The 24,944-nt window shown below is 54.9% G+C and carries 22 protein-coding genes and 1 pseudogene; 14 read left to right on the top strand and 9 right to left on the bottom strand.

Going from position 1 to position 24,944, the window contains the following annotated elements:
- Nucleotides 1–3 precede the first annotated feature (3 nt).
- The 13 genes and pseudogenes from ACWHYZ_RS20860 to ACWHYZ_RS20800 all read left to right on the top strand — a co-directional run bounded on the left by ACWHYZ_RS20860 (nucleotide 4) and on the right by ACWHYZ_RS20800 (nucleotide 14,065).
- Nucleotides 4–975 carry a hypothetical protein gene (locus tag ACWHYZ_RS20860; RefSeq protein ID WP_447984589.1) on the top strand — a complete coding sequence of 324 codons (972 nt, stop codon included), beginning with the start codon at nucleotides 4–6 and terminating at the stop codon, nucleotides 973–975.
- A 66-nt stretch (nucleotides 976–1,041) separates the two neighbouring features.
- Entirely contained in the window at nucleotides 1,042–1,638 is a 597-nt protein-coding gene (locus ACWHYZ_RS20855) for a hypothetical protein (RefSeq protein ID WP_447984588.1), read from the top strand.
- Nucleotides 1,635–2,630, top strand: coding sequence for a hypothetical protein (locus ACWHYZ_RS20850; RefSeq protein WP_447984587.1), 996 nt, complete (start codon nucleotides 1,635–1,637; stop codon nucleotides 2,628–2,630). Before ACWHYZ_RS20855 ends, ACWHYZ_RS20850 begins: the two co-directional genes overlap by 4 nt.
- Nucleotides 2,631–2,639: 9 nt before the next feature.
- Nucleotides 2,640–3,641, top strand: a complete 1,002-nt coding sequence (locus ACWHYZ_RS20845) for a hypothetical protein (protein WP_447984586.1) — start codon at nucleotides 2,640–2,642, stop codon at nucleotides 3,639–3,641.
- Between the two features lie 148 nt (nucleotides 3,642–3,789).
- Nucleotides 3,790–3,944, top strand: a pseudogene (locus ACWHYZ_RS20840) (addiction module toxin RelE); the annotation flags it as partial.
- Nucleotides 3,945–4,085: 141 nt separating this feature from the next.
- Complete coding sequence (locus tag ACWHYZ_RS20835) at nucleotides 4,086–4,985, top strand: nuclear transport factor 2 family protein (RefSeq protein ID WP_447984585.1); 900 nt, start codon at nucleotides 4,086–4,088, stop codon at nucleotides 4,983–4,985.
- Nucleotides 4,986–5,377: 392 nt separating this feature from the next.
- Nucleotides 5,378–5,563 (top strand): hypothetical protein, encoded by a 186-nt coding sequence (locus ACWHYZ_RS20830; protein ID WP_447984584.1) that lies wholly within the window; start codon nucleotides 5,378–5,380, stop codon nucleotides 5,561–5,563.
- A 179-nt stretch (nucleotides 5,564–5,742) separates the two neighbouring features.
- Nucleotides 5,743–5,994, top strand: coding sequence for a hypothetical protein (locus ACWHYZ_RS20825; protein WP_447984583.1), 252 nt, complete (start codon nucleotides 5,743–5,745; stop codon nucleotides 5,992–5,994).
- A 145-nt stretch (nucleotides 5,995–6,139) separates the two neighbouring features.
- On the top strand, nucleotides 6,140–7,732 hold the full coding sequence (locus ACWHYZ_RS20820; RefSeq protein ID WP_447984582.1) for a PAS domain S-box protein: 1,593 nt from the start codon (nucleotides 6,140–6,142) through the stop codon (nucleotides 7,730–7,732).
- An 84-nt stretch (nucleotides 7,733–7,816) separates the two neighbouring features.
- The gene (locus ACWHYZ_RS20815) at nucleotides 7,817–8,755 is read left to right on the top strand and encodes an ABC transporter substrate-binding protein (RefSeq protein ID WP_447987625.1); all 939 of its coding nucleotides are present in this window, start codon (nucleotides 7,817–7,819) and stop codon (nucleotides 8,753–8,755) included.
- A 10-nt stretch (nucleotides 8,756–8,765) separates the two neighbouring features.
- Entirely contained in the window at nucleotides 8,766–10,997 is a 2,232-nt protein-coding gene (locus ACWHYZ_RS20810) for an ATP-binding protein (RefSeq protein WP_447984581.1), read from the top strand.
- 255 nt (nucleotides 10,998–11,252) lie between these two features.
- Nucleotides 11,253–13,613 carry a PAS domain S-box protein gene (locus tag ACWHYZ_RS20805; RefSeq protein ID WP_447984580.1) on the top strand — a complete coding sequence of 787 codons (2,361 nt, stop codon included), beginning with the start codon at nucleotides 11,253–11,255 and terminating at the stop codon, nucleotides 13,611–13,613.
- 14 nt (nucleotides 13,614–13,627) lie between these two features.
- Nucleotides 13,628–14,065: a response regulator gene (locus tag ACWHYZ_RS20800; RefSeq protein WP_447984579.1), complete on the top strand. Its 438-nt coding sequence runs from the start codon at nucleotides 13,628–13,630 to the stop codon at nucleotides 14,063–14,065.
- Between the two features lie 210 nt (nucleotides 14,066–14,275).
- Here the strand turns inward: ACWHYZ_RS20800 and ACWHYZ_RS20795 are convergent, their stop codons facing one another.
- The 8 genes from ACWHYZ_RS20795 to larC form a co-directional block, all read right to left on the bottom strand.
- Entirely contained in the window at nucleotides 14,276–15,019 is a 744-nt protein-coding gene (locus ACWHYZ_RS20795) for a 2OG-Fe(II) oxygenase (protein WP_447984578.1), read from the bottom strand.
- 70 nt (nucleotides 15,020–15,089) lie between these two features.
- Complete coding sequence (locus ACWHYZ_RS20790; RefSeq protein ID WP_447984577.1) at nucleotides 15,090–15,944, bottom strand: LolA family protein; 855 nt, start codon at nucleotides 15,942–15,944, stop codon at nucleotides 15,090–15,092.
- The gene (locus ACWHYZ_RS20785; RefSeq protein ID WP_447984576.1) at nucleotides 15,941–18,478 is read right to left on the bottom strand and encodes a DNA translocase FtsK 4TM domain-containing protein; all 2,538 of its coding nucleotides are present in this window, start codon (nucleotides 18,476–18,478) and stop codon (nucleotides 15,941–15,943) included. Before ACWHYZ_RS20785 ends, ACWHYZ_RS20790 begins: the two co-directional genes overlap by 4 nt.
- Nucleotides 18,479–18,698: 220 nt before the next feature.
- Complete coding sequence (rsmA, locus tag ACWHYZ_RS20780) at nucleotides 18,699–19,508, bottom strand: 16S rRNA (adenine(1518)-N(6)/adenine(1519)-N(6))-dimethyltransferase RsmA (protein ID WP_447984575.1); 810 nt, start codon at nucleotides 19,506–19,508, stop codon at nucleotides 18,699–18,701.
- Between the two features lie 5 nt (nucleotides 19,509–19,513).
- The gene (locus ACWHYZ_RS20775) at nucleotides 19,514–19,822 is read right to left on the bottom strand and encodes a hypothetical protein (RefSeq protein WP_447984574.1); all 309 of its coding nucleotides are present in this window, start codon (nucleotides 19,820–19,822) and stop codon (nucleotides 19,514–19,516) included.
- The gene (gene pdxA, locus ACWHYZ_RS20770) at nucleotides 19,819–20,859 is read right to left on the bottom strand and encodes a 4-hydroxythreonine-4-phosphate dehydrogenase PdxA (RefSeq protein WP_447984573.1); all 1,041 of its coding nucleotides are present in this window, start codon (nucleotides 20,857–20,859) and stop codon (nucleotides 19,819–19,821) included. The genes ACWHYZ_RS20775 and pdxA overlap by 4 nt, the downstream gene beginning before the upstream one ends.
- Before the next feature lie 195 nt (nucleotides 20,860–21,054).
- The gene (locus ACWHYZ_RS20765) at nucleotides 21,055–22,059 is read right to left on the bottom strand and encodes a sodium:calcium antiporter (protein WP_447984572.1); all 1,005 of its coding nucleotides are present in this window, start codon (nucleotides 22,057–22,059) and stop codon (nucleotides 21,055–21,057) included.
- A gap of 26 nt (nucleotides 22,060–22,085) precedes the next feature.
- Entirely contained in the window at nucleotides 22,086–23,357 is a 1,272-nt protein-coding gene (gene larC / locus ACWHYZ_RS20760; RefSeq protein ID WP_447984571.1) for a nickel pincer cofactor biosynthesis protein LarC, read from the bottom strand.
- 178 nt (nucleotides 23,358–23,535) lie between these two features.
- On the opposite strand from larC, the gene ACWHYZ_RS20755 reads away from it, so the two are divergent.
- Nucleotides 23,536–24,105, top strand: coding sequence for a hypothetical protein (locus ACWHYZ_RS20755; RefSeq protein ID WP_447984570.1), 570 nt, complete (start codon nucleotides 23,536–23,538; stop codon nucleotides 24,103–24,105).
- Nucleotides 24,106–24,139: 34 nt separating this feature from the next.
- Here ACWHYZ_RS20755 and larB read toward each other — a convergent pair whose 3' ends face one another.
- Nucleotides 24,140–24,892: a nickel pincer cofactor biosynthesis protein LarB gene (larB, locus tag ACWHYZ_RS20750; protein WP_447984569.1), complete on the bottom strand. Its 753-nt coding sequence runs from the start codon at nucleotides 24,890–24,892 to the stop codon at nucleotides 24,140–24,142.
- Between the last annotated feature and the right edge of the window lie 52 nt (nucleotides 24,893–24,944).

The following is a 24,944-nucleotide window of genomic DNA, read 5'->3' as shown; positions in this document are numbered from 1 at the left end:
AACATGGCACGGTTTCTCCTACCTCTTATCGGAGCGCTTCTGCTGATTCATAATACGGCTATAGCAGAGGTAGGTCATGGTAATTCCGTTCCTTCCCTCAACAGCAAAAGCAATGCTACGGTCTTGGTAGAAGATGGATCCATCACCATTACTTTTGGCCCAATCGATTTGCCTGTTCATCATCAAGGTGACTTAGCGGCAAGCCTGCCTCAGCATATTTTCGAAATTCCGACAGATCTGTTCATCACAGGTTTCAAAGCTTCCGTATTTTCCGAAGATGGAACGCCACTGGCAAAGGAATACCTTCACCACATGCTGCTGATTGACTTGAAAAAGGAAAGCCTGGCGTGCCCTGGGGAAAATTACTTTCTGGTTGGAGCCGGAATGGAAATGTCAGAAGCACGGTTTCCAAGCGGTTATGGAATAAAGCTGAATAAGGGAAGCAAGGTGATGGCAATTGTTGCCTTCTATCACGAGGTCCCGCCAACCAGGAACGTGATGGCATCTCTCAAAATATGGACTGCTTCCGCCGGCAACAAGCTAAAGACGCTAGAAGCCTACCATGTAGGCGTGAACGTCGGATGCTACACAAAGTTGGATCAACGTGAAGAAGGTGAAACAGACGAGGGGATTCCCTTAAAAGGCGGCCTATTGGTTAAGACAGCGAAAATCAAATTCGCGATAGACGGGTGCATTAAGTATGCGTATCCACATGGGCACGACAATCTAGTTCTCCTGACACTGGAAGATAGCATCACCCGGCGAACGTTACTTCGTACCATACCCAATGTTACTTCCAGAGGCGATTTACTTGGTTTTCCGGTGAGTCAGATTTATTCCGATGGATCAGGATTTAGCGTCAAAGCCAATGATGAGTATGAGATGCGCATGGTTTATTACCGGCCTCTTCAACAGCAAAGATCCGCATATGGAATGGGAAACTATCTTATCTATCTAACTCCTGGCCCTTGTTGAGGCTTGATAATGCGCCAGACTGCAATGTACGTGCTGATAAGCTTAACTCTCTAATAGGAGGGCAAGATGAAAGCTCTAATGACAATGCTGGTATTGTTGGCCTCGCTTGTTGTCCTTACTGAAGCCTGGGCCGACGAACAAGACGCGAGACTGAGGTCCCTATCGAAAAACTTCTGTACGAAGGATGCTTCACCTGAAGATACGGCGGCCTTGCGAAGCTTAATTGTACAATTAACTAACTATTATAACAGTACAAACGATGCGAACCAGCTAAAAGGTAGTGCAGATCGGTTTTTGCACGATAACATTGCATTTCGTCGCACTGACATACCCGGGGGTGAGCCACAAGGCAAGCAAAAATACTTTAGTTTCGTAGATTATGACTTCAGAAGGTGGACGGCTCATAATATGGGGACAGTCGTAGACCTGGACGATGGTGGCGAAGTAAAATTCTGCGCCTTTACTTTCGATCCAGACACCCTATCGACTGCGGTGAGGTATCCTTTTAGTTTCACCCCAAAAGATAACGCTCAGCAGGAGAAGTACAATATAACTGCAACGTGGAATTTCACTCGCGCACAAGGAAAGAATGAATATAACTGGGTAATGAGCTTTGCTAACATCGCCTACTTCCCCAATCTACCCCCCCCCAATCAACCATGAAAGTGCTTGTCCTCACGGCGGTTGTGCTCCTAATCGCATGCCGAGCAGTTGCGGCTATTGAAAAGAATAATGACGACTTGCCGACACTGCTCAACCGCGTAAACAGTACCGTGACGGTGACCAGTAACACCGTCACGGTCACTTTCGGGCCGATCGACATTAGCAGCAGGTACGATGATCACATTGCTGCTGGAATGCCGAAACATTTCTTTGCGCTTGAACGGGATGTCAGTGTGGTGGGCTTTAAATTGTCTGTCTTTACCAAAGACGGCAGCCCACTTCCTCGTCACTATTTGCACCATATTTCCTTGTGGGATATGAGTAGGAAAAGTACGTTCTGCCCTGGGGCTCCTTATAACTTCGCGGGAGCCGGAAACGAATTGACCCATGCTCGCTTCCCAACCGGATATGGTGTGAAACTAAAAAAGGGAGCAATGATCCTTGCAGTGGCACATTTTTATCATGATGCACCGCCGGTAAAAGAAGCGATGGCTAGTATCACTTTAGCGATCGCCCCGGATGGAGGCTCCATACATCCAATGGAAGCCTACCACGTGAGCGTCAATACCGACTGCCACACGAAGCTTTCTGACAGACCCAAAGATGAATCAGATGAAGGCATCGAGTTAAACCCGGGGCTGATGATAAGGACCGCGCCGGTCAAATTCCGCATCGAAGGGTGTGTAAAGGCTGCCTATCCGCATGGCCATGACCAATTAGCTCTCATCACTCTAGAAGATAAGACAACTGAACAAACATTGCTCCGAACTGTTCCAACCGTCGCTTCAGATGGCAGCTTCCTCGGTTTTGCTTCCCATCAAGTGTTCGAAGATGATATTGGGTTCTCCATAGAGGCCGACCATGAATATGAAATGACGATGATCTATCATCGACTGCTCCATGATGAGAGGAAGCGGTACGGAATGGCGGATTATTTGATGTATCTGACTCCTGGCGAGTGCAATCGAAACTCACACGCTGAAAGCCAGTGAGGAGTATATATGTCAAGATATGTCATCAGTCGACCAGTTGGACTGGTATTGGTACTTGTCCTGTGCTCCTTACTTAGTGCCCAGATCAGTGAAGGATTGGACGCAAATATCCCCACCCTCGTAGGGCAAGCCAACGCCATCACACGGTTTGATCCTAGTTCTGTCATTGTGATGTTCGGACCTCTGTCTCTCTCTGAGCATCCACATGCCCTGATACCAAAGCATGTCTTTACAGTTCCAAGAGATATGTTTGTCACAGGCTACAAGGCTACTTTTTCCACCTCACGCGGTGATCCGCTCCCTCGAAAATTTATCCATCACATCCTATTGAGCAAAGTTACTGAGGCAAATCCAGCATGCCCAGGAACACTCAATTTTTTTGGAGGACTAGGATTCGAATTAACAGAAGCGACACTGCCTTCTGGCTATGGAGTGAAATTGACCAAAGGCGAGCGGGTCATGGCCCTCGTTGCTCTGCACGAAGATCTGCCGGATGTTGACGATGCAATCGTTACACTCACTATGCAGATCGCGGCAGAAGGCTCTGATCTTGAGCCTCTTCAGAGCTATCACATCGGTGTAAATATAGGTTGTAAAACCCATGATATGGCGCAAGATGAGACAGAGCATGGTATTAAATTGCCGCAAGGTATCTTAGTGAGGACCGTCCCGCTCAAGTTCATGATTGATGGGTGTGTGAAGTATGCCTACCCACACGCACATGATCAGTTGCTGTTGATGACACTGGAGAACAAAACGAAGCAGCAGACGCTTCTCCGTACAGTTCCGCATGTCTCTTCGGATGGAACGCTTCAATTCTTTCCTAGTGATCAAGTGTATTCAAGCCCCACCGGGTTTTCGGTAAACACTGCTGATGACTACGAAGTTGGAATGGTTTATCACCTGCCTCTCGAAGATCAGACGACACGATACGGGATGGCCAATTACAATCTTTACCTCACGCCAGGACAGTGTTCAAAAGGGTCGGCCACTGTCGTTACATCAAAATGATGCTGATTAATTGATGTCCGAAGCAGTATCAACCCTGGTGTATTGTCTTCCGATGAGAAAGTCGCGGCATCCTAACGCATATCCTCCGAATGGCAGATCAACAGGGTCAGGTCTTGAAAGATCAGACTTAGGCCTCTAGGATGGCGCGATGGCTCGACCGCTGCGGCTTGAATATCCGGGAGCCGTCTATCATGTCACCGCTCGTGAATCTATGCCGATGACATCGACCGGCGGGCGTTTCTAGACATCGTGGGTGATGCGATACTCCGCTTCAATTGGCTTTGCCATGCATACTGCTTGATGGGCCAAGCGTCGATAAGCCTGACACGGATTCACACACTTGCCTGCTGCATAGTAGAACCCCCTTCGGTTAAAATCCTTTCATTTTTAAACTTCTTCCCCTGACAACTGTTGGGGCTTCACCATGCCATGGTCTGGAGGAATATGATGCGCTATGTCGGGACGGTTCTGAGTCAATGGGTGCTTCGGGTCTCGCTGTTACCCGTGGTGGTCTGCTCCTGTTCGACGCTTCCTCACTCCACGGAAGTTTCTCATCCTGCCACACCGGAAGCGTTAATCCGCGCGATGTTCCATGCGAATGAAATGCGAAACATGGCCGACCTCGAACGACTGGTATCCAAGGATCTGGATATGGTCGGCTACTCGGTCGGCGGCCGGAAATACGTTGGTTGGAATGAGCTCAAGCATGAGATGCAGCAGGAATTCGAGACGGTAACGCGCATCGAGATCCCAATCAAGGAAGTACATGTGTGGGAGCGGGGCGATCTGGCGTGGTATACGGCGGAAATCGAGTACATTCGCTATGAAGGGACAGGACAGGACGCGCGCAAGATGCGGCTGCCTTTACGGGAATCCGGCGTGCTGGAACGCCGCCAAGGCCGGTGGCTCCTCGTGCAGTGGCATGAGTCCTTTGAGCGCGCTCCCGACACGCAACAAGTCGCTGCGGACGCTGACGTGCCAGGTGCGACGGTATCCCCTGCGGCAGCGTCGACTGATGTGGGCGGTGAATGGGAAATCCAAGAAGAGGACAAGACGTATCATGCCGTGTTGGACGCGTCCGGTAACGGTCAGTACACCTGGCAACAGGGAATGTTGGTCACGACTCGGATTGCCAATAGACAATGGGAAGGCACGTGGCAACAAACCGGCAATGATCGCGAGGGAGGCTTTGAACTACGTCTCTCAGAGGACGGCATGACCGCAGAGGGCCGATGGTGGTACACGCGCGTGGGAAAGCGAGGCAATATCCCTCCCCGTCAATGGGGAGGAGGCTATCGATGGAAGCGAGTGCAGAGTCCTTCAGTTACTTACTCGAACCGCTAACTTTTTGGCATGGTTAAGCAATTTCAAACTCGCCTTACTTTGGCTTTGACCCCTTCGTTCCTATCCATGCTCTTTTTCGGCATCATGTATTAGAGAACTTCGACCCATAGGGATGTCGACCATTCGGTAAGACGATTCGAACATAGGATTCCCCGCCTAGGTCTATCCTGTATCGGACCGGATAAGCTGCTGTACTAAAATCGATACGGTTGTTCTCCTGTCGCTGACGGTCTGATCTAGGACCTCTTCTGCTCGCTGATTGTATTTCATCTCATGATTCAACGGCTTTGCCGTCGCGATGGCGACAGACTAGAGGAAGAATCATGAGGCATCTTCCTTGCTCCGGTCCCCAATCATAACCCCACGTTGGATTCTAAATACGGGAGGGAGTTATGGACTGGGCACTGATTACCTGGGGCATTCTAATAGGTATGGTCGGATTGTTGTGGGTCATGGTGCTGGCCTCCATTCAGAATGAGACCGCGGCATCTCATTCGGACGGCCCGACCGAACAGATCGAGGCCGCCGACGAGGCAGGGCAGCGTCAAGAGCAGTATGAACACCATGCGGCGGCATAGATACATCCGTGTTCGTATAGAGTAGAAAGGAGGAGGTCGTGAATCCTGCGTTCACAATAGATCAAAACACGTCCGAAGCCCCCTGTCATTCACTCAAAGATTCTGGTCTTGAACGCGATTGGCTTTCAAAAAGGAATCCTGCTGCAGATACTTCAACTCATGCTTCCCCGCACGATCGGATGGCGCTGAAGCCGGTAAAGCGGAGATCTGTCGAACGAAAGCGGCTGACCGTTTCTCTTCCGATTGACCTGCTGGAACGATCGCGCAATACCGTCTACTGGACAAAGGGACTGACCCTCGCGCGACTCTTGGAGCAGGCATTAACTACAACCTTGGATCAACGAGAACGACTCAATGGGCATCCGTTCACGCAGCGCCTTGAAAACCTCAAAGGCGGAAGACCACGCAGTTCGGACCGGGAAGTCGACTAGATCATCTTCAGCGCTATCTGCAGGCGTGATGGGAAATACCATGGTGTGTCTTTAATCGTGCTCGGCAGGGGATGGTGCTGAAGGTGGGGACAGCCAGTGTCTCGGCTCCACGGCGATGGTTTCAGGGTCATGTGTCTGAGGGTGTATGCCGGAAGGAAGCATAGAGGCAAAAGCCGAGATTCTGGTCGTCGATGACGATCCGGACATTTCTCAGGCCTTATTGGATTTTCTTCAACATGACGGATATCGTGTCGATGTGGCTTCAACCGGATTCGAGGCGCTGGCGAGATCGAAACAGTCACCCTATTCGGCCGTGATCCTGGATCTTGGACTTCCCGATGTCGACGGGCTCGTGGTTCTGAACAAACTCCAGGAACACGATCCTCAGCTTCCGATCATTATCCTGACGGCGTTTACTGCGCCTGAGAGAACGGCTGGAGCGGTCGGCCATGGCGCGTTTGCACTGTTAACGAAGCCTTACAATCGAGAACAATTGAGAGGAACGCTTCGTCGCGCCATTGGCGTGAAAGTGCTGGCGACCAGGGTCGAAACGGCGGAGAGCGCGCTCAATGCGAGCGAGAATCGGTTCCAGTCGGTCGTGCAATCCGCCACTGACGCCATCGTGCTGGCCGATGGACTCGGCCACATTATATTTTGGAATAGGGCGGCCGAGCACATGTTTGGTTACTCCGAGGAAGAGGCGCTCGGACAATCCTTGACAACGATTATGCCGGTTCGGTACCGAGAAGCGCACGAACGGGGGCTCGCGGCATTCCGATCGACCGGAAACTCACGCATCATGGGAAGATCCGTCGAGCTGCAAGGGCTCAGGAAGGACGGAGCAGAGATTCCGGTCGAGCTGTCTCTCGGAACATGGAGCATCGGTGGCGAGACCTACTATTGCGGCGTCATCCGTGAAATCACCGAGCGTAAACGGATGGAGCAAGCCCAAGCCGAACAGATACGATTGTCCACGCTACAGGAATTGATCCTGAACTCTGCCGGTGATGGCATCTATGGAATCGACGTGCAAGGATGCACGACATTTGTCAATCCGGCCGGCGCCCGCATGCTCGGTTGGAGCAAAGAGGAATTGATCGGGCGCCCCATGCATTCGACGCTTCATCATTCTAAAGCGGATGGCACACCGTATCCTGCCGAACAGTGCCCCGTGTATGCGGCGGTCAGAGACGCCCAGCCGTATTCCGTGGATGAAGAGGTGTTTTGGAGGAAGGATGGCAGTTCCTTCCCAGTGGAATATATCAGCACGCCGATTCTTGAACGAGAAGCGGTCGTCGGCGCCGTCGTGATCTTTAAAGACATTACTGATCGCAAGCGCATGGAGTCGGCGTTACGCGAGAGCCAAGAGCGGCTCCAACAAGTGACCGAGCATATTCTGGATGTCTTTTGGATAACGGACCTCGAAAAGAATCGAATGCTTTATGTCAGCCCAGGATATCAAGAAGTGTGGGGACGGTCCTGTGACAGTCTCTATGCCTCGCCCCAGTCCTGGCTCGACGCCATTCATCCGGAAGATCAGGATCGTATACGACAGGCCTCAACGAGACGACAGGTTCTCGGCCAGTACGCGGAGCAGTATCGGATCATACGCCCGGACGGCTCCATCCGGTGGATCCGGGACCGAGCTTTCCCGATACGGGACGCCTCAGGAACGATCTATCGGATTGCGGGAATCGCACAGGACATTACTGAACTGAAGCGCGGCTCGGGCTGGTAGACCCCGGCGTGCCGCTTCAGATATCCTCCGCCCAGTGAGGTCAGATTGGTCCTCGATTCCTGCGCCACCGAGAAGACGGGCGTGATGGGTCGATGTGCCCTTACCTTGATAGGGTGGTCGATCCTCACGATTGTCTTTGTCGTTCTCTCCTTTGCCTCACCCTCGCCTCTCGCCGCCTACGAAATTGCCATCCTCAAATCTTCGGACATCGCCGCCTATAACCAGGCGATCTCGGGCTTGCAGGCTGAGCTCGCCGATACGGCGACACTGACCGTCTATGATCTGGAAGGCGATGTCACGCGTGGGAAAAAACTCGCACGAAAAATTCGTGCATCGGACGCCGTCCTCGTCATCGCGATCGGGCTGAAAGCCGCATTGGCGGCGAAGGTCGAAATTGTCGATACCCCTGTCATCTATTGCATGGTCCTCGATCCGGAGAAGTACGATCTCCGAGCTCCGAACTTGACCGGCATTAGTCTGCGCGTCCCGGTCGAACGTCAATTCAACACGATCCACGCACTCGTCCCGGCGCTGAAGCATCTCGGCGTACTGTATGACCCGGAGAAGACCGCGCCTCTCGTAGAGGAAGCGCGTCGGGTCGCAGCGCGGCTTGGGCTCGAATTAATCGAACACAAGGTTCATTCGGAAAAAGAGGTGCCCGCTGCCATTCGAGCGCTTCTTCCGAGCGTGGAAGGATTATGGCTGATTCCCGATAGCACCGTGCTGACGGAAGAATCAATTCGATTCGTATTAGGCGAGGCCCTCGATCGAAATGTGCCCGTCCTCGGTTTCTCCTCGGAATTCGTACGGAACGGCGCTTTGGCGGGTCTCTCCATCAAACCGGAAGACATTGGTCGGCAAGCGGCCAACATCGCTGGGAAAATCCTCAATCATTCCGACCGGACCATCCCGACGACCGTGCCTCCGGACCGTATTCGATTGGCCGTGAATCTGAAGACCGCAAAATATCTTGGGCTCACGCTCCCCCCTGACGTCATGGGGCGGGCGGATGAGCTGTACTGAGGGCTTACTTATGAATGACATAGGCATGATCACTCATGACGAGGGTGGCCTCGGACTGCGCAGGGGATTGTTCAGCCTGCGCACTAAGCTGGTGTTGTTCATCAGCCTGATCATTATCGCGGTCTGCTCAGGCCTCAGTTGGTACTTCATCCACCAACAAGCCGATACCATGACGAGTGCTCTTATTGAAACGGGAACGATCCTCGTGAAGAATCTTGCGCACAATAGTCGGTATGCGGCCATCGTAGAAGATCGGGTCGTCTTGGAGGAATATATCGCCGGTGTGCTGGAGGGCGAGGAGGTCATCTACGCAGTCATCACTGCTGCGAATGGGTCGGTGTTGGCTGCTGGCACAAAAGGGCGATTGTCGGCACGAAACGGCATGGTTCGTTCATCGGAGCAGCCTCTATACCCCAGCCATACCTTGAGTCAAACGCGTTTTGATGCGGGGGCTCCCGAGACCATGATTACACCTTTTGTAGTCGAGGATGGAGCACGAGCGGAGACCGTCTATGATTTTGCGATGCCGATCCTCAGGAGGCCGTCGCCTCAGACTCCCGCCGTTCCGTTGCCGTTTTCGCTGGAGCAGCTCGAAGGCCAATCGAACAAGCCGCTTGAAACCGGAGTGGAAGCCAAGGTCTTGGGTGTCGTTCAGATCGGGTTGACGCGCACCAAGATGCAGCAGGCACTCAATGGCGTCGTGCGCAACGTCATGCTGATTACAATCCTCATTATTCTCGTCGGTATTGCCACGACGATTGTCCTCGCAGATCGGATCATCACGCCGCTCAAGCATTTGGCGTCCGTGGCTAAACGAGTGGCAGAGGGCGATCTCGTCGCATCGGTGGAACCCAGTACGCGAGATGAAGTCGGAGACCTTGCCGGCCTCTTCAACCGTATGACACAGTCTCTAAAAGACCGGGATCAAGCCATTCGGACCCAACTGAATCAACTGCAAACGCTCAATCGCACGGGTACGGCGATTATTTCAACGTTGGACATCGATAAACTGTTGAATGTCGTCTTGGAACTGCTGACGGAGAACCTCGGCTATCGGCACATGGTCTTGATGCTGTATGACTCGCATCGACAGGTGGCGTATCGGGCGCGGACGGCCGGAGTATCGCCGGAAGTCGAGCAAGCTGGTCGTCTTTTGGAAATGCCGATTGAGGATGACGCGAGCATTCATGCTGATCTTCTCGTGCGTGGCCGTGGTGTCGTAATCACGGATGTCGAGTCGGTCGCCGATCGTATCTACCCTCCGCTCCTCGACATGGCGCGTGCAGAGGGCATCACGAGTTTTATCGCCGCGCCTTTAAAAACTAGTCAGCGGATCATGGGATTCATCGCGGCCGATCGTGGTGAGGCCGTCTGTCGACAGGAAGATTTAGACCTCCTGCTGACGATCGCCACGCAGGTGGCCGTGGCTCTTGATAATGCCCAAGCGTACCAGGATCTCGAAGCGCTTACTCAAACGTTGGAGCATCGGGTGCAAGACCGTACCCGTGAACTGCAGGCGGCCAATGAAAAGCTCCAAGAGTTGGATCGACTCAAATCCGCATTCGTCTCGATCGTGTCCCATGAGCTTCGGACTCCGATGACCTCCATTAAGGGGTATATCGAGAACATGTTGGATGGACTGACGGGCGCGCTGAGTGATCGTCAGTCCTACTATTTGGGGCGGGTCAAATACAATGTCGAACGATTAACCCGCATGATTAATGATCTATTGGATCTTTCGCGCATTGAAGCCGGACGCGTGGAACTCACGCTTGCGCCGCTGCCGATCGCCGAGCTTGTGCCGGAGATCGTGGAATCATTGCAGCCGGTGGGTCAGGCGAAGTCCATTGCGATCCAGCACTGGCACCAAGGGCGACCGGCCCAGATTAGTGGGGACCGGGATAAACTGCATCAAATTCTGACCAATCTCATTCAAAACGCCGTCAAGTTTACGCCTTCAGGTGGACAGATCCGTGTCGAGACCAAGATCATCGCGGACGGCTTTGTTCAGTTTTGCGTGGCCGATACGGGCTGTGGGATTCCACCTCACGAGCAAGCCCGAATCTTCGAACGTTTCTATCGTGGAGAAACGATCCAGCTCGAGCAGCGGGGCGCTGGTCTTGGGTTGCCCATTACCAAAAGCCTGGTCGAGTTGCATGGAGGAAAGATTTGGGTTGAAAGTCTGCCTGGCCAGGGCAGTCGATTCTACTTCACGATGCCGATCGCCTCGTCGTCGTCATGAGGAAATGGTCCATACGTCTGGCGCTGTATCCTAGCGGATAAAAATGGTATTCATTCCGATACTGTACACATCCAACTAAATCCTTCCTTTCTTCCAGCTTTCTCGCAGATGTTGAGCTTTTCTAGGATTTCAAGACGTTGGTCGTTCTCTTACGGCTTTTAGTCCTAGGTCCATATGGCACGTCGGTTGCGTGCTTTGGGGCATCCACCTTCGACTCTGGTCAAAAATCTAGGCGTACCGGCGGCGAGGACCATAATGAGTCCCATGACAGACATCGGCATCGAGCAAGCGATTCTCATTGTCGATGATGATCCTGATATCCGCGAAAGCCTCGGCGACATGCTGCAACAGGAAGGCTACCATGTGCACCTCACCGGGACGGGTGGAGAAGCGATTCGTCAAGCACAGCAGGCGCACTACGGCGCGGTGATCTTGGATATCGGACTGCCCGATCTCGATGGGCATGCGGTCCTCAAGGCGCTGGGCGAAGCGGACCCGCAATTGCCGGTGATCATTCTCACAGGACATGGGACTGAGCAAAACACGGTTGGGCCAATGACACGAGGCGCCTTTGCCTATGTGGTGAAACCATACAGGTCCGCGGAGATGAAAGCGGTGACTCGGCGGGCCTGTGGTGTACGAGCCATGTCCGCCAAGGCGAAGCATGTCGAACACGCGCTGAATGAAAGCGAAGAGCGCTTTCGTTCCATCGTTCAGTCCACCTCGGATGCGATTGTGATTGCCGAAGACGGCGGTAAGATCGTCTTCTGGAACCACGGTGCCCAAGAAATGTTTTTGTATGAGCGCGACGAAGTCCTCGGCCAACCATTGACGATGATCATGCCGGCGCGTTACCGGGAAGCCCATCAACAGGGATTGGAACGCGTCACTGTGACCGGCGAATCCAGAATGCTCGGTCGTCCAGTCGAACTCTACGGACTTCGAAAAGATGGAACCGAATTTCCGCTGGAACTATCCCTTGCCGTGTGGAAGAACACAGAGCACAGATATTTCGGCGGGATCATCCGCGACATCACGGCACGCAAGCGCGCGGAAATCGCGCAAGCTGCTCAGTACGCCGTGACGCGGGCACTCGCCGGCGCCGCGACCTTCACCGAAGTGAGTGCGACGATTTTACAGTCGATTTGTGAAGGCCTGGGCTGGGATTTCGGCGAGATTTGGACTGTCGATGAACAAAGCGGTGTGCTGCGTTGTCTGCAACTGTGGCATTCGCCGGAACTGAATGCCCAATGGTTTGCGGCGTTCACACGGCAGACGGCTTTTCCCAGAGGGACAGGACTGCCGGGGCGTGTGTGGTCAACCGGGGAACCGGCCTGGATAGCGGATGTGACCCAAGATCCAAGTTTCGTACGAGCTCCCATGGCCGTGCTGGCCGGATTGCACGGAGCGCTCGCCTTCCCGATCACACTCAATGGAGAGGTGTACGGGGTCGTCGAATTTTTCAGCTGCGATAAGTGCCGTCCGCATGAAGACCTTCTGCAGATGTTAAGCGCGATGGCTAGCCAGATCGGGCAGTTTATGGAACGTCGACGAGCGCAGAAAGCGTTACATGATGCCTACGGCAGGCTCGATGCGATCCTCGTGTCCCTCCCATGCGTGATTTTGATCGTCGATGAGGAGCTGCGAGTCGCGTACGCGAACCCTCAAGCGAAGACGCATCTTCGTCCTGAAGTGGCGACGCTGATCGGCAGCGCGCTTCGAGAAGTCGTTTCACTTCCGGTACACGAGTGGGCGCGGTTGGCTGAAGATCTCCGGTCCGCCGCGTGCCGTGGAACATCCCTGGAAGAACGTGACATTGAAATCCGCAAACACGTCTATCGCTATCGTCCGTTTCCGGTCACGCTGCACAGCAATCCACTTCGGCAGGCAGGTTTGGTTATGTGGGATGTGACGGAGCAAAAGCAGCTCCAAGATCAACTTATCCAAGCCGAAAAACTATCCAGTCTCGGAACGCTGGTGTCTGGGATGGCGCATGAAATTAATAACCCGGTGCAAGGCATTCTCGGGATGGCCCAGGTCATTTTGGAGGAAGATGACCATGAGAAGGTGAAACAGTATGCCCGGGATATCGTCCAGTGCTCCGTACACGTGGGGGAAGTGGTGCGGGACTTTGCGTGCTATGCCCGTCCAGCCTCGAGAGACGGCGAAATCGATCTGGATGTGTGTGAGCGGCTGATGGAGGCCGTGCGGTTAGTTCAACGGTGTCCCCAATACGGGCAGGTGGTGGTCGTGACCGAATTTCAACAAACACCGAGACTTCGCGCGCGACGCACGGAAATCGATCAAATGTTCGTCAATTTGATCAGCAACGCTGTGGAAGCCATGAGCGGCGTCGGACAGTTAACATTGCGGACGTCCCTCCAGGACGACACGGTCACCGTGTCCATTCAGGATACAGGATGCGGGATTCCTCCACATTTACTGGCAAAGCTTTTTGACCCGTTTGTCACGACCAAGGATCCCGGCAAAGGAACAGGGCTAGGACTCAGCATCGTCTACAAGATCGTCAGCAAGTATGGCGGGCGAATTGCGGTCGAAAGTGATGAAGGCAAGGGCAGTACATTCACCGTCAAGTTCCCACCCACAACCGCCTAAGAAGGAGGTGCATCATGATGACCGTCACTCATTCAGCAGAAGGCATGCGCCAAGGCCGGATTCTCGTCGTCGACGACGAGGCCCAGGTGCGAAAGCCGATTTCACTGATGCTTGCGAAGGACGGGTATGAGGTCGTGGAGGCGGCTGACGGAGAAGAGGCGATTGAAGCGATACGGTCGGGCGATAATCCGTTAATGGTCGATACCGTGCTCTGTGACATTCGCATGCCAAAAATTAACGGGAAGGAAGCAATCGCCTATTTCCGAAGTCAGTTTCCGGGCGTGCCGGTCGTCGTGATGACGGGCTATCCCGACGTCGAGTTGGCCGTGTCGTTAATGCGCCAAGGCGTGCGTGACTATCTCATCAAGCCTGTCATGAAAGAAGAATTGTTGAATGTGATTCGGAAATCAGTGGGTCAGCATGTCGTCTTGAAAGACCAATTTGCGGTATAAGTTGGAAGAGAAGCTATCAGGGGGTCAGCTCTCAACCATCAGCTTCAAACTAAAGATACGAAGCAAAAGAGGCCATTCTGTTCGTTCGAGGCTGAACACTGAAGGCTGATGGCTGAATGCCGGGCGTGCCGAAAAGGTCTCAGCGATCAGCTCTCAGTCATCAGTTTCAGGCAGAAGCGCCAGTAGTCTTTCTAACCTAAATGCTGACCGCTACCGTTTGCCGGGCAAGAGCGCCTTCAGTCCAAAATAGCCGAAGGCATCCTTCAGGTTGGAATAAATACGCTTGATAGACCCCATCTCTTGATTCGTGACGTATTCAAGAGTGAGCACCGCCCGCTCTTCACCCTCTCCTAATGGTGTGACGGCGTGCCAGAGTTTGTCTCCGTTGAAAATCACCACGGTGCCGGGCTCGGTGGCAAGCTCCAGTTCTTTCATCTGACGCTGCGGATTATCCTTGTAGAGTTGGCAGACCAGGCGACACGACGGCGAGCGATCGACAAGCCCCATCAGGATGGTATAGCGGGCTCCCTTATAGTATGACGTGTCATAGTGGAAGCCAATATGGTCGCCGGGCTCCGTATAGTAGTACAAGGCGCATGCATGGGGATCATTTTCGGGGCAGAGCATGAGGCGGGCCCCCACCAGGCGACTTAAAAAGTCGATGAAGGCCGGTGATCGATAGAATTCCAAGAATGCCGGGGCCTGCTCCCGGACCGTATAATAACTGACGCTTCCGCCTTTCTTGTGACCCGGAATATAGTTGCGATTGAGCCGTGGTTTCAAGTCTTGGACCGAGGGCAGCAAACACTCCTCGACCACCGCTGAAGACAGGAAGTGAGGGAGGCAGACGAATTCGTTCTGATCCCAATACTGCTGCCTGACCTGTTCGAAGTCGAGCGCGGCGATTGCCTTCCGGACGGCTTCGGAGATCCCTTTCGTGCTGGTCGCGATCATGACCTTCCCCTTGTGAACCGTTTATGTTTCATTGCTCCGTGCAGCGGCTGATAAGTTCGACGAGGACGACTCACGGCGGTGACAGCGTAGGCGCTTTGATCACTTCCACTCCGGCCGGCACCTTAAACATGAAGACATCGCTTTTCAGCCCTGCATTCGGCTTGAGATCACTGAACGCAAACGTGGAAATGTTGCCGCTCATTTCATGTATGGTGACAGTCTTAATGAAGTAGATTTTAGGCTGAACTTCGACCACCAGTTTTGACACCGACCGTGACGCGTCCGGTTCTGCCGATTTGGGCGTCAGCGTGATCAGCGGAAGTCCGCCTTCTCCTCGCTCTCCCCCGCGCGTCGATTCAATATCGAATTCTTCATCGATTTTTGCCACGCCCTGAAGTAATTGCAGCGGCGCTTGGGACGCGGCCATCTGCGTCAGTTTACCCACCAACACTTGTTTGTGTTCGGGCACATACATCATCACGTCATTCCGATTCACGTAAATCTCTTCCACCGTCGGGTCCCGGTAATCCCACCGCAGCAAGCCGGGCTTCTTGATCAACATCCGCCCCTTCGAGGTCAATGGTGTCGCAAACCCTTCAATCCGCGTCGTCTGCTGAAAATCCGCCTGCAAATCCTTCGTCTGCTCGTACCGTGCCTGCAACTTCTTCACGACTTCCAACACTTCCTTCTGGTCCTTACCTGTTTCCTTCCCCTCGTCGGCGGCAAACCCTGCCGATGATATAAGCAGAGTGAAAGGCAGGCCCATAACCGTAAGGAGTAACAGGACCACTTTATGATAGAGGCGGGAAGGACGGTTGGGGCGGGCCTCACTGCGCGGGTCCGCCGAGCACATTCCCATCGTGCGCGGTGCGCGAGCACAAGGAACGCCCCCATTGTCCTTCCCGCCTACACTATCCTTCATCATTCCTCCACCTCTCCCACCGGCCCCTTTCGCCCAATCACCTCTCGCCGTCCGTCGCGGGCCGGGGCGCTGACGAGGCCTTCCTCTTCCATGCGTTCAATCATGCGCGCCGCTCTCGGATAGCCGACTCGCAGTCGCCGTTGAATCAAGGACGCCGAGGCCTGGCCGCCGGTCAATACGAGATCCTTCGCTTGTTCGTATACTTCGTCCTTTGCTTGTTCTTCGGTCGTCTCTTCTTGCGAGATTGATTGCAATTCTTCGCTATAAGTCGGTGTGGCTTGTTTCTTCACGAATTCGACGACGCGGCGCACATCCTCATCCGAGACGAACGATCCATGCAAGCGCGTAAGGCGTCCCGTGCCGGAGGCGAGATATAGCATGTCGCCACGACCAAGGAGGGCTTCCGCGCCGTTGGCATCCAGAATGGTGCGCGAGTCGGTTTTGGAAGACACCTGAAACGAGATTCTCGCCGGGAAATTCGCTTTGATCAATCCGGTGAGCACATCCACGGACGGGCGTTGCGTGGCGAGGATCAGATGAATGCCGGCCGCTCGCGCCATCTGCGCCAGTCGGGCGATTTTATCCTCGACATCCTTCGGCGCCACCATCATGAGGTCGGCCAGTTCGTCGATCATCACGACGATATACGGAAGCGGCGACGGCGGGGTTGAAGGTGCAGGCCGAGACTCCGTCGCTGCGGCCGTTGTTTCACCGGCAGATAGCCGCTCTTCCTCGCTCAAGAATTCAATGGGTAATTCCGTCTGCTCCGGTTTGGAGGACGACCGGAGCTTGCCTTGCGCATCGGCAACTCGGCGATTGTATGAATCGACGTTGCGCACCCCCGCTTCGGCGAGGAGTTTATACCGACGTTCCATTTCCTGCACCACCCAGCCGAGTCCGCGATTGGCCGACTTGGCATCTGTGATGACCGGACGGAGGAGGTGTGGAATGCCATCGTACGTTTGCAGCTCCAGCATCTTGGGATCGATCAAGAGAAGCTTGACTTCGTCGGGCTTCGCTTTCGTCAAAATGCTCAACAACATCGTGTTCAGCCCGACGCTCTTGCCTGCTCCTGTCGCCCCCGCGACCAGGAGATGCGGCATCGTTTTAAGGTCGGCCGTCGCCGATTTGCCGAAAATGTCTTTGCCCAAGGCCATCGTCAGTTTCGATCGTGAATGGGTATAGGCTTCGCTTGTGAGTACCTCTTTGAGCGACACGGTTTCCCGGTGCCGGTTGGGTACTTCCACGCCCACCACCGATTTTCCGGGGAGAGGTGCGACGATTCGAATGCTGGCAGCCTTGAGTGCTAACGCGAGATCGTCACTGAGATTGACGATGCGAGCGACTTTCACGCCAGGCGCCGGCTCAAACTCATACATCGTGATCACGGGACCCGGGTGGATCTCGGTGACCTTGCCTTCAATACCGAAACTGAGCAGTGCTCGAGCCAATACGTCGGCTTGACCTTTGAGCATTTCATCCGTCATGCGTTCGGACGGCCCGGGCACTTCGCTCAGTAGTTCGCGAGCATCGGGCAGGAGATAACCGGCCGGCACGGATTTCGACACGACCATGTCCGAGTCCTCGTCGGTCTCGTTGGCCGGAGCAGCAGCGGCTTTGGTCGCACTCGTCATCTGTTGTGGGGAGACGATCTCAGGAAGCTCGCGAGCGGCATCCTCATCTGCCGAGTCAGTCAACGCCGAGCGATTGATTCTAACGGGCTTCGTCTTGACTTTTTTCACTTTCTCCGATGGTACCGTTCGTTCGGGAATCAACGCGGCAACGGTCTCAGATAGGCTGATCCACCATTCTGGTAATCGCCGCCAGAGATCCGTGAGAGACACGGGAGTGGCCAGCAGCAATGAAACCAACAGGCCTGACAGAATGAGAATGTGTGCGCCCGTGGTGGCGAACGAGCTGCGCAGGTTATCTGCGACGAATTGACCGACCGCCCCTCCGGCCATGCCCTTTTGCACCATGCCGCTGGAAATTGTCGGGATGCCGGTTAGTTCCAAGTGCAGGAATCCGCTTAAAAACAACAACACCACAGCCGAACCGGCCGCGCTTCGCAGTGTGACCTGTAATGCCCCGTGGACGAAGCACCGGCCTCCGATCACCGACAGCAGGGCCGGCAGCAGATAGGCGGCGGTGCCGATGAGCCAAAATAAACCGGCTGCGAGCGACGCTCCGGCGGTGCCGATCATATTCCGTGTAGGGGGAGGCGTGATGGATGGCGAAGTCGAGGCAAAAAAGGTGCGATCGGATGGAGCGTAGGAGAGCAGCCCCAGAAGAATTAGGAGACTCAACGTGATCAGTACGACACCGATCACTTCATGGGGAACATGTGAAGATTGAGGGGAAGCACCGCGAGCGTGACCGCGCTTCGCCGTGGTAGAAACACCCATGCGAGGAATGGTAGCACAGGGAGGAATTGAATTCAAAGAAATGGAGAGGCTGCAGGAGGCCTTGGTGACCCGTTTGCTCGCAGAGCGCGCACGATAGGAATGTGCTCGCTCGATGCGCGCAGTGGGGGTCATCCAAGGCCTCTTCCGCCGGGAGGGAAAAGAAGTATACATGACGTACTATGCACATTTATCTATGCGTAAATTGAATCGAAACCATCGGAAGGGAGGGCGCGTCGGGGGCCCCCTTATGCTCACAGACCGCCCATCTCGGAAGGTGTTCGCTCCACGCGCGCAGTGGCGCGGCCCTACAAGTCTGGGGGATGAAGAGAGAGCCAAAAAAATAGCACATCCATTATGACAGCGAGGGAGACATTGTTGCGAGGGCATCAGTGAGCGCGGCGAATTCTAGTATCGATAGTGTTTCGGCGCGGCGTGTTGGGTCGATGTGTGCCTGGGACAATGCCGTGGCGAGTTGAGCGGGAGGGAAGCCTTCGTCGCGCAGGGAATTGATAAGCGTCTTGCGGCGGTGGGCGAAGGCGGCACGGACAACTTTGACGAAGAGGGCTTCATTCGGCGCGGCGATGGCAGGGTGTGGCCGCACCATGAGTGTGATGATGGCTGAATCTACGTCGGGTCTGGGCCGGAAGCAGTTTTTGGAGACGCGAAACGCGATCTTAGCTTCGGTCCGGTATTGCGTGAGGACGGAGAGAATCCCGTACGCCTCGGTGTCTGGGGAGGCGACGATGCGCTCCGCAACTTCGGCTTGCAGCATCAACACCATGCGGCCGACCCTATCCTTTGCCTCAAGCAATGTGAACAAGAGTGGCGTGGAGATGTAATAGGGGAGATTGGCGACAACCACGGTTCGGTCAGGGAGTGTATCGTATGGGAAGCGTAGGGCGTCGTCGTGACGGAGGTCCAGATTGGGACAGGTGAGCGTCTTGTTCAGATATTGGACAAGATGCTGGTCGATTTCAAGCGCGATGACCGCCTTGGCTGTTTCACACAAGGCACGGGTCAGAACACCTCGGCCAGGGCCAATCTCCAACACGGTGTCCCCGGGCTCGAGGGCGGCCGCGGAAACGATTTTTCGAACGATATTAGCGTCGATGAGAAAATTTTGCCCGAGGCGTTTCTGTGGCGGGGGCGGAGAAATCTGCACGGCGATCAGCCGGGGCTGGCGCTCTTCAGCCGGTTTGCTAAAGCCGTCAGATAGCTTCGATACAAATCGACTTCATCGCTCAATTCTTCATCGAGATCACGGGTGAATGAGGGGCCCGGTTTCGTCATGATAAACCGCTGGGCTTCTTTTTGTCCGAGGTGCTCGGCCAGCAGCGGCACCGTGCGCTTTTTCCAAGCCGCAACCCGTTCGCTACCGCGAACGGTATTGATATCCTTTGACGCCTCCTTGAACACGGCGTCCAATTCTTGGATCTGACGCTCCAGCATCTCCAAGGCCGACTTCTGATCCGTCATGTCCTCCTCAGCCGATCTGCTTGTGCTAACCGTGCGGCCATTTTAATGGCCTCGACCAAACTTCCGCAATCGGCTACTCCTTTGCCGACGATGTCATAGGCCGTTCCGTGATCTACGGATGTTCGAATGATTGGTAACCCCACCGTCAGGTTGACGCACTCACCGAATGCGACCATTTTGAGCGGGATCAGTCCCTGATCATGGTACATGGCCACGACTGCATCGAATTCTCCCCGCGCCGCCTTTCCGAACAGCGTGTCGGCCGGCATCGGAGGGCTGGCATCGATTCCCATGCGCCTGGCCCGGCGGGCAGCCGGAAGAATGTTGTGTCGCTCATCCTCTCCGAACAGGCCTCCTTCTCCTCCATGAGGGTTCAGCGCCGCGATTCCGATGCGCGGCTTGGCTACGCCGAAATATTCTTTCATCGCGCGGTGGGCGAGACGGATCGACCGCACAATCCCGTTTGCGGACAGGCTATCGGGAAGATCCCGGATCGCGACATGGGTTGTCACGAACATGATTTTCAATGGTCCGCCGAGGATCATCATCCCGACCTCTTTGCTTTTGGTCAGATCCGCGAGGAGCTCGGTATGGCCTGGATAGTGATAGCCGGCGAGATTGATGGATTCCTTGTTGATCGGTCCGGTGACGACCGCGTCGAGACACCGGGTCTGGGCTAAATGAACGGCCTTCAGAATAAAGGCCACCGAACCGGCGCCGGCTTTCTCCGAGACTGCGCCCATCGGAAATTTGCCGAGCGGACGCTCCAACGGATCAAGGACCGCTATGCATCCGGAACCTGGGGCCGACAACTTGCGTTCTGATACCGGGATGACGTTGAGTGGGAGGCGAAGCCACCGGACCGTCTCTTCCATGACGGGCAGTGAACCGATCACGATGGGCCGACAGAGACGGTTTACATTAGGCATCGCCAATGCCTTGGCAATGACTTCGGGGCCGATCCCAGCCGGATCTCCCATCGTGATGCCGAGGGTCGGCTTCACCTTCTTTACCTGTTGCCCCGTCCTCATGCCCATTGCCTCTCTCCTCCGGCGGATCTTAAAGACGAAGCGTACCATTTCACCCGCCCGCCCTGAGCTTGCCGAGACAAGCTCTTTGCCCGTGGGCGGTACGTTGAGCCTCTGAGCGACGCGAGAACCAAGTTTGGGAAGGGGCGCGTCTTGGCTCCCCTGGGGAAGGGCGGGTGTAATAAGGCCTTTTTCAACATCCTGTTACGATCCATATAAATACAGCGTAAATCCCATATACAGCAAGGCGCTAAGGCCCAGCAGCCACGGGCGCCAGTGTCCCCCCCACAGCAACTGCATGAAACTCATTCCAACGGCAATCAGGGCAAGCCCCATGGTGGTCATGGCGGTCGGCCCCAGATTCCAATTGGTGCCAATCAGGCCGACAGAGACGGGGAATGTCCCTTGAAAGACCATGGCGCCCGTCACATTGCCGACTGCCAAGGTATCTTTCTTTTGATACAGCCAGAGAAAGCTGTTGGACATTTCAGGAAGCTCTGTCGCGAGCGGGGCGATGAGGAGCGCCAACAGTAGAGGTGACACATTCAGTTCAACCGACAATGATTTGGCAGCCGTCACAAACAAATGTGCGCCGCCCACTAATCCAACGAGCCCGAGCATTCCTTGAATCCCGATGATCATATACGAAGGGCGCATGGCGCGGCGCGCAAAAAACAATGGTTCAAGATCGGTGTTCTCCTGATGGTCAGCGGCAAATTTGCTTCGAATATAGAAGCCATAGAGGACGACGAGGAGGCCAGCCACCATGTATCGGATGAGAGGAGTGGATACAAACACGCAGGCCATGGCCAATGCATAGGCGACGAGAAAAAATTGGAGGTCGACACGTACCTCTCGATAGTCGAGATGGAAGGCCGCGCTTCGCTTGCCGAGCCCGGCATAGACAATTAATAGGCCTGCAAGAATTGGGAGGACCAATGTACTGAGCATGAAGGGCGCGCCGAGGATCGCCCCTAATCCGACCTCCGTCCGTTCTTGGCCGGTGCCGAAGAAAATCGCAATGACGGGAATCGAAGTCTCGGGCAAGGTCGTGCCGATCGCGGCAAAAATACTTCCGACGGCACCCTCTGGGACCTTTAGTCGTTTGCCCAACCATTCAATACCGTTCGTGAATAGGGCGCAGCCGCCCAAGGTCACCACGACAGAAGCAAGAAACATGAGGATGTAAATAAGGATATTCATCGCCATTCAAAACTCAAAATTACACATGCGCACTACGTGGATGCAGGCTTCTTTTTGCCTTTTACATCTCTTCTGTTTTCCGATCCGTCCCGTTGATCACTTTTGCCTTTTACATTTTTGATTGTTAAATGAGTTTTGTGCCTGTAGGCGAACGCCGCCTCTTCCATCACGTCCCGGATCGGTCGCCCCGAGTGCTCCGCGATCCGCTTGCAATCCTGATACTCCGGAGCCGCCTTGACGTGGCCATCTCCCAACTCGGCCACTTTCATCCGGACCCTTCCGCTCGCGGTCTCCACTACATCCATGCGTCGAGGCAGCACCACTCGCTGCATTTCTTGCATGCGGACTCCGAGCGTACTGGTTTCCCGCAGAAGAATTTCGGCGACAGCATGGGCCTTGGCTGGCGGGGCAAGAGCCATCAATACGATAGCGGGGCGTTGATGTTTCATGATCGCCGGTGTCAGCGTCACATCGACGGAACCGGCGGAAAACAGCCGTTCCATGATGGTCTCATAGGCCTGCGGCTGAAGATCATCCAGATTCGTTTCGATTTGGACAATGGTATCGATATTACGAGTGGGCGAGACAGCCTCGCCCATGAAAACGCGGAGCGCGTTCGGCCATCCCTCGGGGTCGGCGCTGCCGGCTCCATAGCCGATGGCCGTGGGACGGATGATTGGTAGAGAACCAAACTCCTGTGCCAGTGTTCTGAGGAGCGCAAGGCCGGTTGGGGTAGTGAGCTCACGAGACGGGCCGGTGGTATAGACTGGAATCTCCCGGGCCAAGGCTGCAACGGCCGGTCCCGGCGCGGGGAGCCGTCCATGTGCGGAATCAATCCATCCGGAGCCCAGGTTGACGGCCGACGAGGTGATGCGCTGAACGCCGAGCAAATGACAACCTATAATGGAGCCGACGACATCGATCAATGAATCGACCACGCCGACTTCGTGAAACGTCACGTCTGAAGGACTGACGCGATGCGCTATCCCTTCAGCGCGTGCCAGACACTCGAACACCGCCAGGCTCTGCTGTTGGACCGCGCGCGGGAGACGACTGCTCGTAATCAGCCGTTGAATGCGGCGTAACGAGAGCGGGGAACGGAAGCCGTTCTGAATGACGACATCGACTTTCGTGGCAGCCAACCCCCCGCGCATGACGTTTCTTGCGCGGAGTCGATACCCGCCTGCCGGGAAATCTTTCAGTGCACGGGACAGCTCTTTTAACGGCAGCCCGGCGTCGACTAGGGCACCGAGCGTCATATCGCCGCTGATGCCCGAGAAACAGTCAAAGTGCAGTTGTCGCATTCATTCCTCTTCCCACGGCGCGGATCTTGGCCGCCAAAGCGGCGGTCATCTTAACAAAACCACTCCGAGACCTAAAGGCGTGTTGACGATACACGGATTGAGCATTGACAGCCATAGTGCCCTATGATATCCACGGGCGGCTTTCATACGACTTGTCCCACTCCTGCAATGCAACGACATGTCCAATAAACAATTTCAGATCGTGGCCCAGACGTTCATTGGCCGCATGGGTGTCATCGCGATCGTGTGCTTCATGTGTCTCACCATGGTGCCCGTCCATGCCTTCGCCGCAAAACGAAAGAGAGGACCGGTCATTCCACCGGAATTGAAGATCATATCCGTCATCATTGCACCTACCTCCTATGCTCCAGGCCAAGGCACGCTGGACTTTACGATCGAGATCGAATTGCCCAATGACACTGACCGGCAGCTCTTGCTGGAGGTGTCGACGCTCATCAGTTCGCCATCCATGCGCTCCATGCGGTTTTTGTCGAACCGTCAATCGCTCGACAAACAGGAGCGTGGTGTGTCGGCGGCATCGGCCATGGACAGCAAGCCTCGAATTAAGATCGTGCTGACATGGGACGGGATGGATCAGTCGAAAGAGCTGGTGGGACCGGGGACCTATGACTACGAAATTCGGGCCAAGCTGCTGACTGTGGGAGAGAACGGAGTGCGGACCCACATGAACGCATGGCCGAAACGGGGCAGGTTGGCGCTGAAGGAAGATGATCAACGTTCATCTTGAATCGGCGTGCTTTCGATAAGGACACGAAGAACATTTAGTCCTTCCCCATGATATTTATTCGATGTGCCAAACAACCGGCTCCAAAGCCATTATCGATATTCATGACACCCACACCGGCTGCGCAAGAATTCAGCATGGTTAAGAGGGCGGCCAGACCTCCGAAGCTCGCCCCGTACCCGCGACTTGTGGGAACGGCGATGACTGGGCGATCGACGAGACCGCCAATCACGCTCGGCAGGGCACCATCCATGCCGGCCACGACGACCAGCGTGCGCGCCTTCAGCAATCGCTCGTGTCGACCGAACAGGCGATGGATGCCGGCCACGCCGACATCATAAATCGCCTCAGTGCGACTACCCATGATCTCGGCCGTCAAGCGCGCTTCCTCCGCGACCGGGATATCGGACGTGCCGGCCGTAATGACGAGGATGTCTCCTTCAAGGATCGGCCTTCGCTGCTCGAGTACGACGACCCTGGCCAGTTCATGATAGACCGCACGAGCATCCAGGCGGGTGAGCGCCCGGCCGATCTCCGGTTCCACGCGAGTGGCCAATAAGGGACCGCCTTTTTTTAACAAACGACGGGCAATTCCTAATACCTGCGCGCGTGTCTTGCCCTCACAAAAAATAACTTCAGGAAACCCCTGGCGGATCGACCGGTGATGATCCACAGAGGCAAACCCCAGATTTTCATACGGCAGGGTCCGCAGTCGGCCCAGCACCGTTTCAATGGTCGTCTTTCCGGTCCTAAAATCAGACAGAAGTTTTCTCAGTAATTTTTGATCCATACTTTACTGTACAAGAAATTCAATGTGCGGGGTGTTCAAAAGGTCACTTAGC

This window comes from Nitrospira sp. Nam74 (genome assembly GCF_965152615.1).
This window is presented reverse-complemented; position numbering and strand designations above follow the sequence as displayed.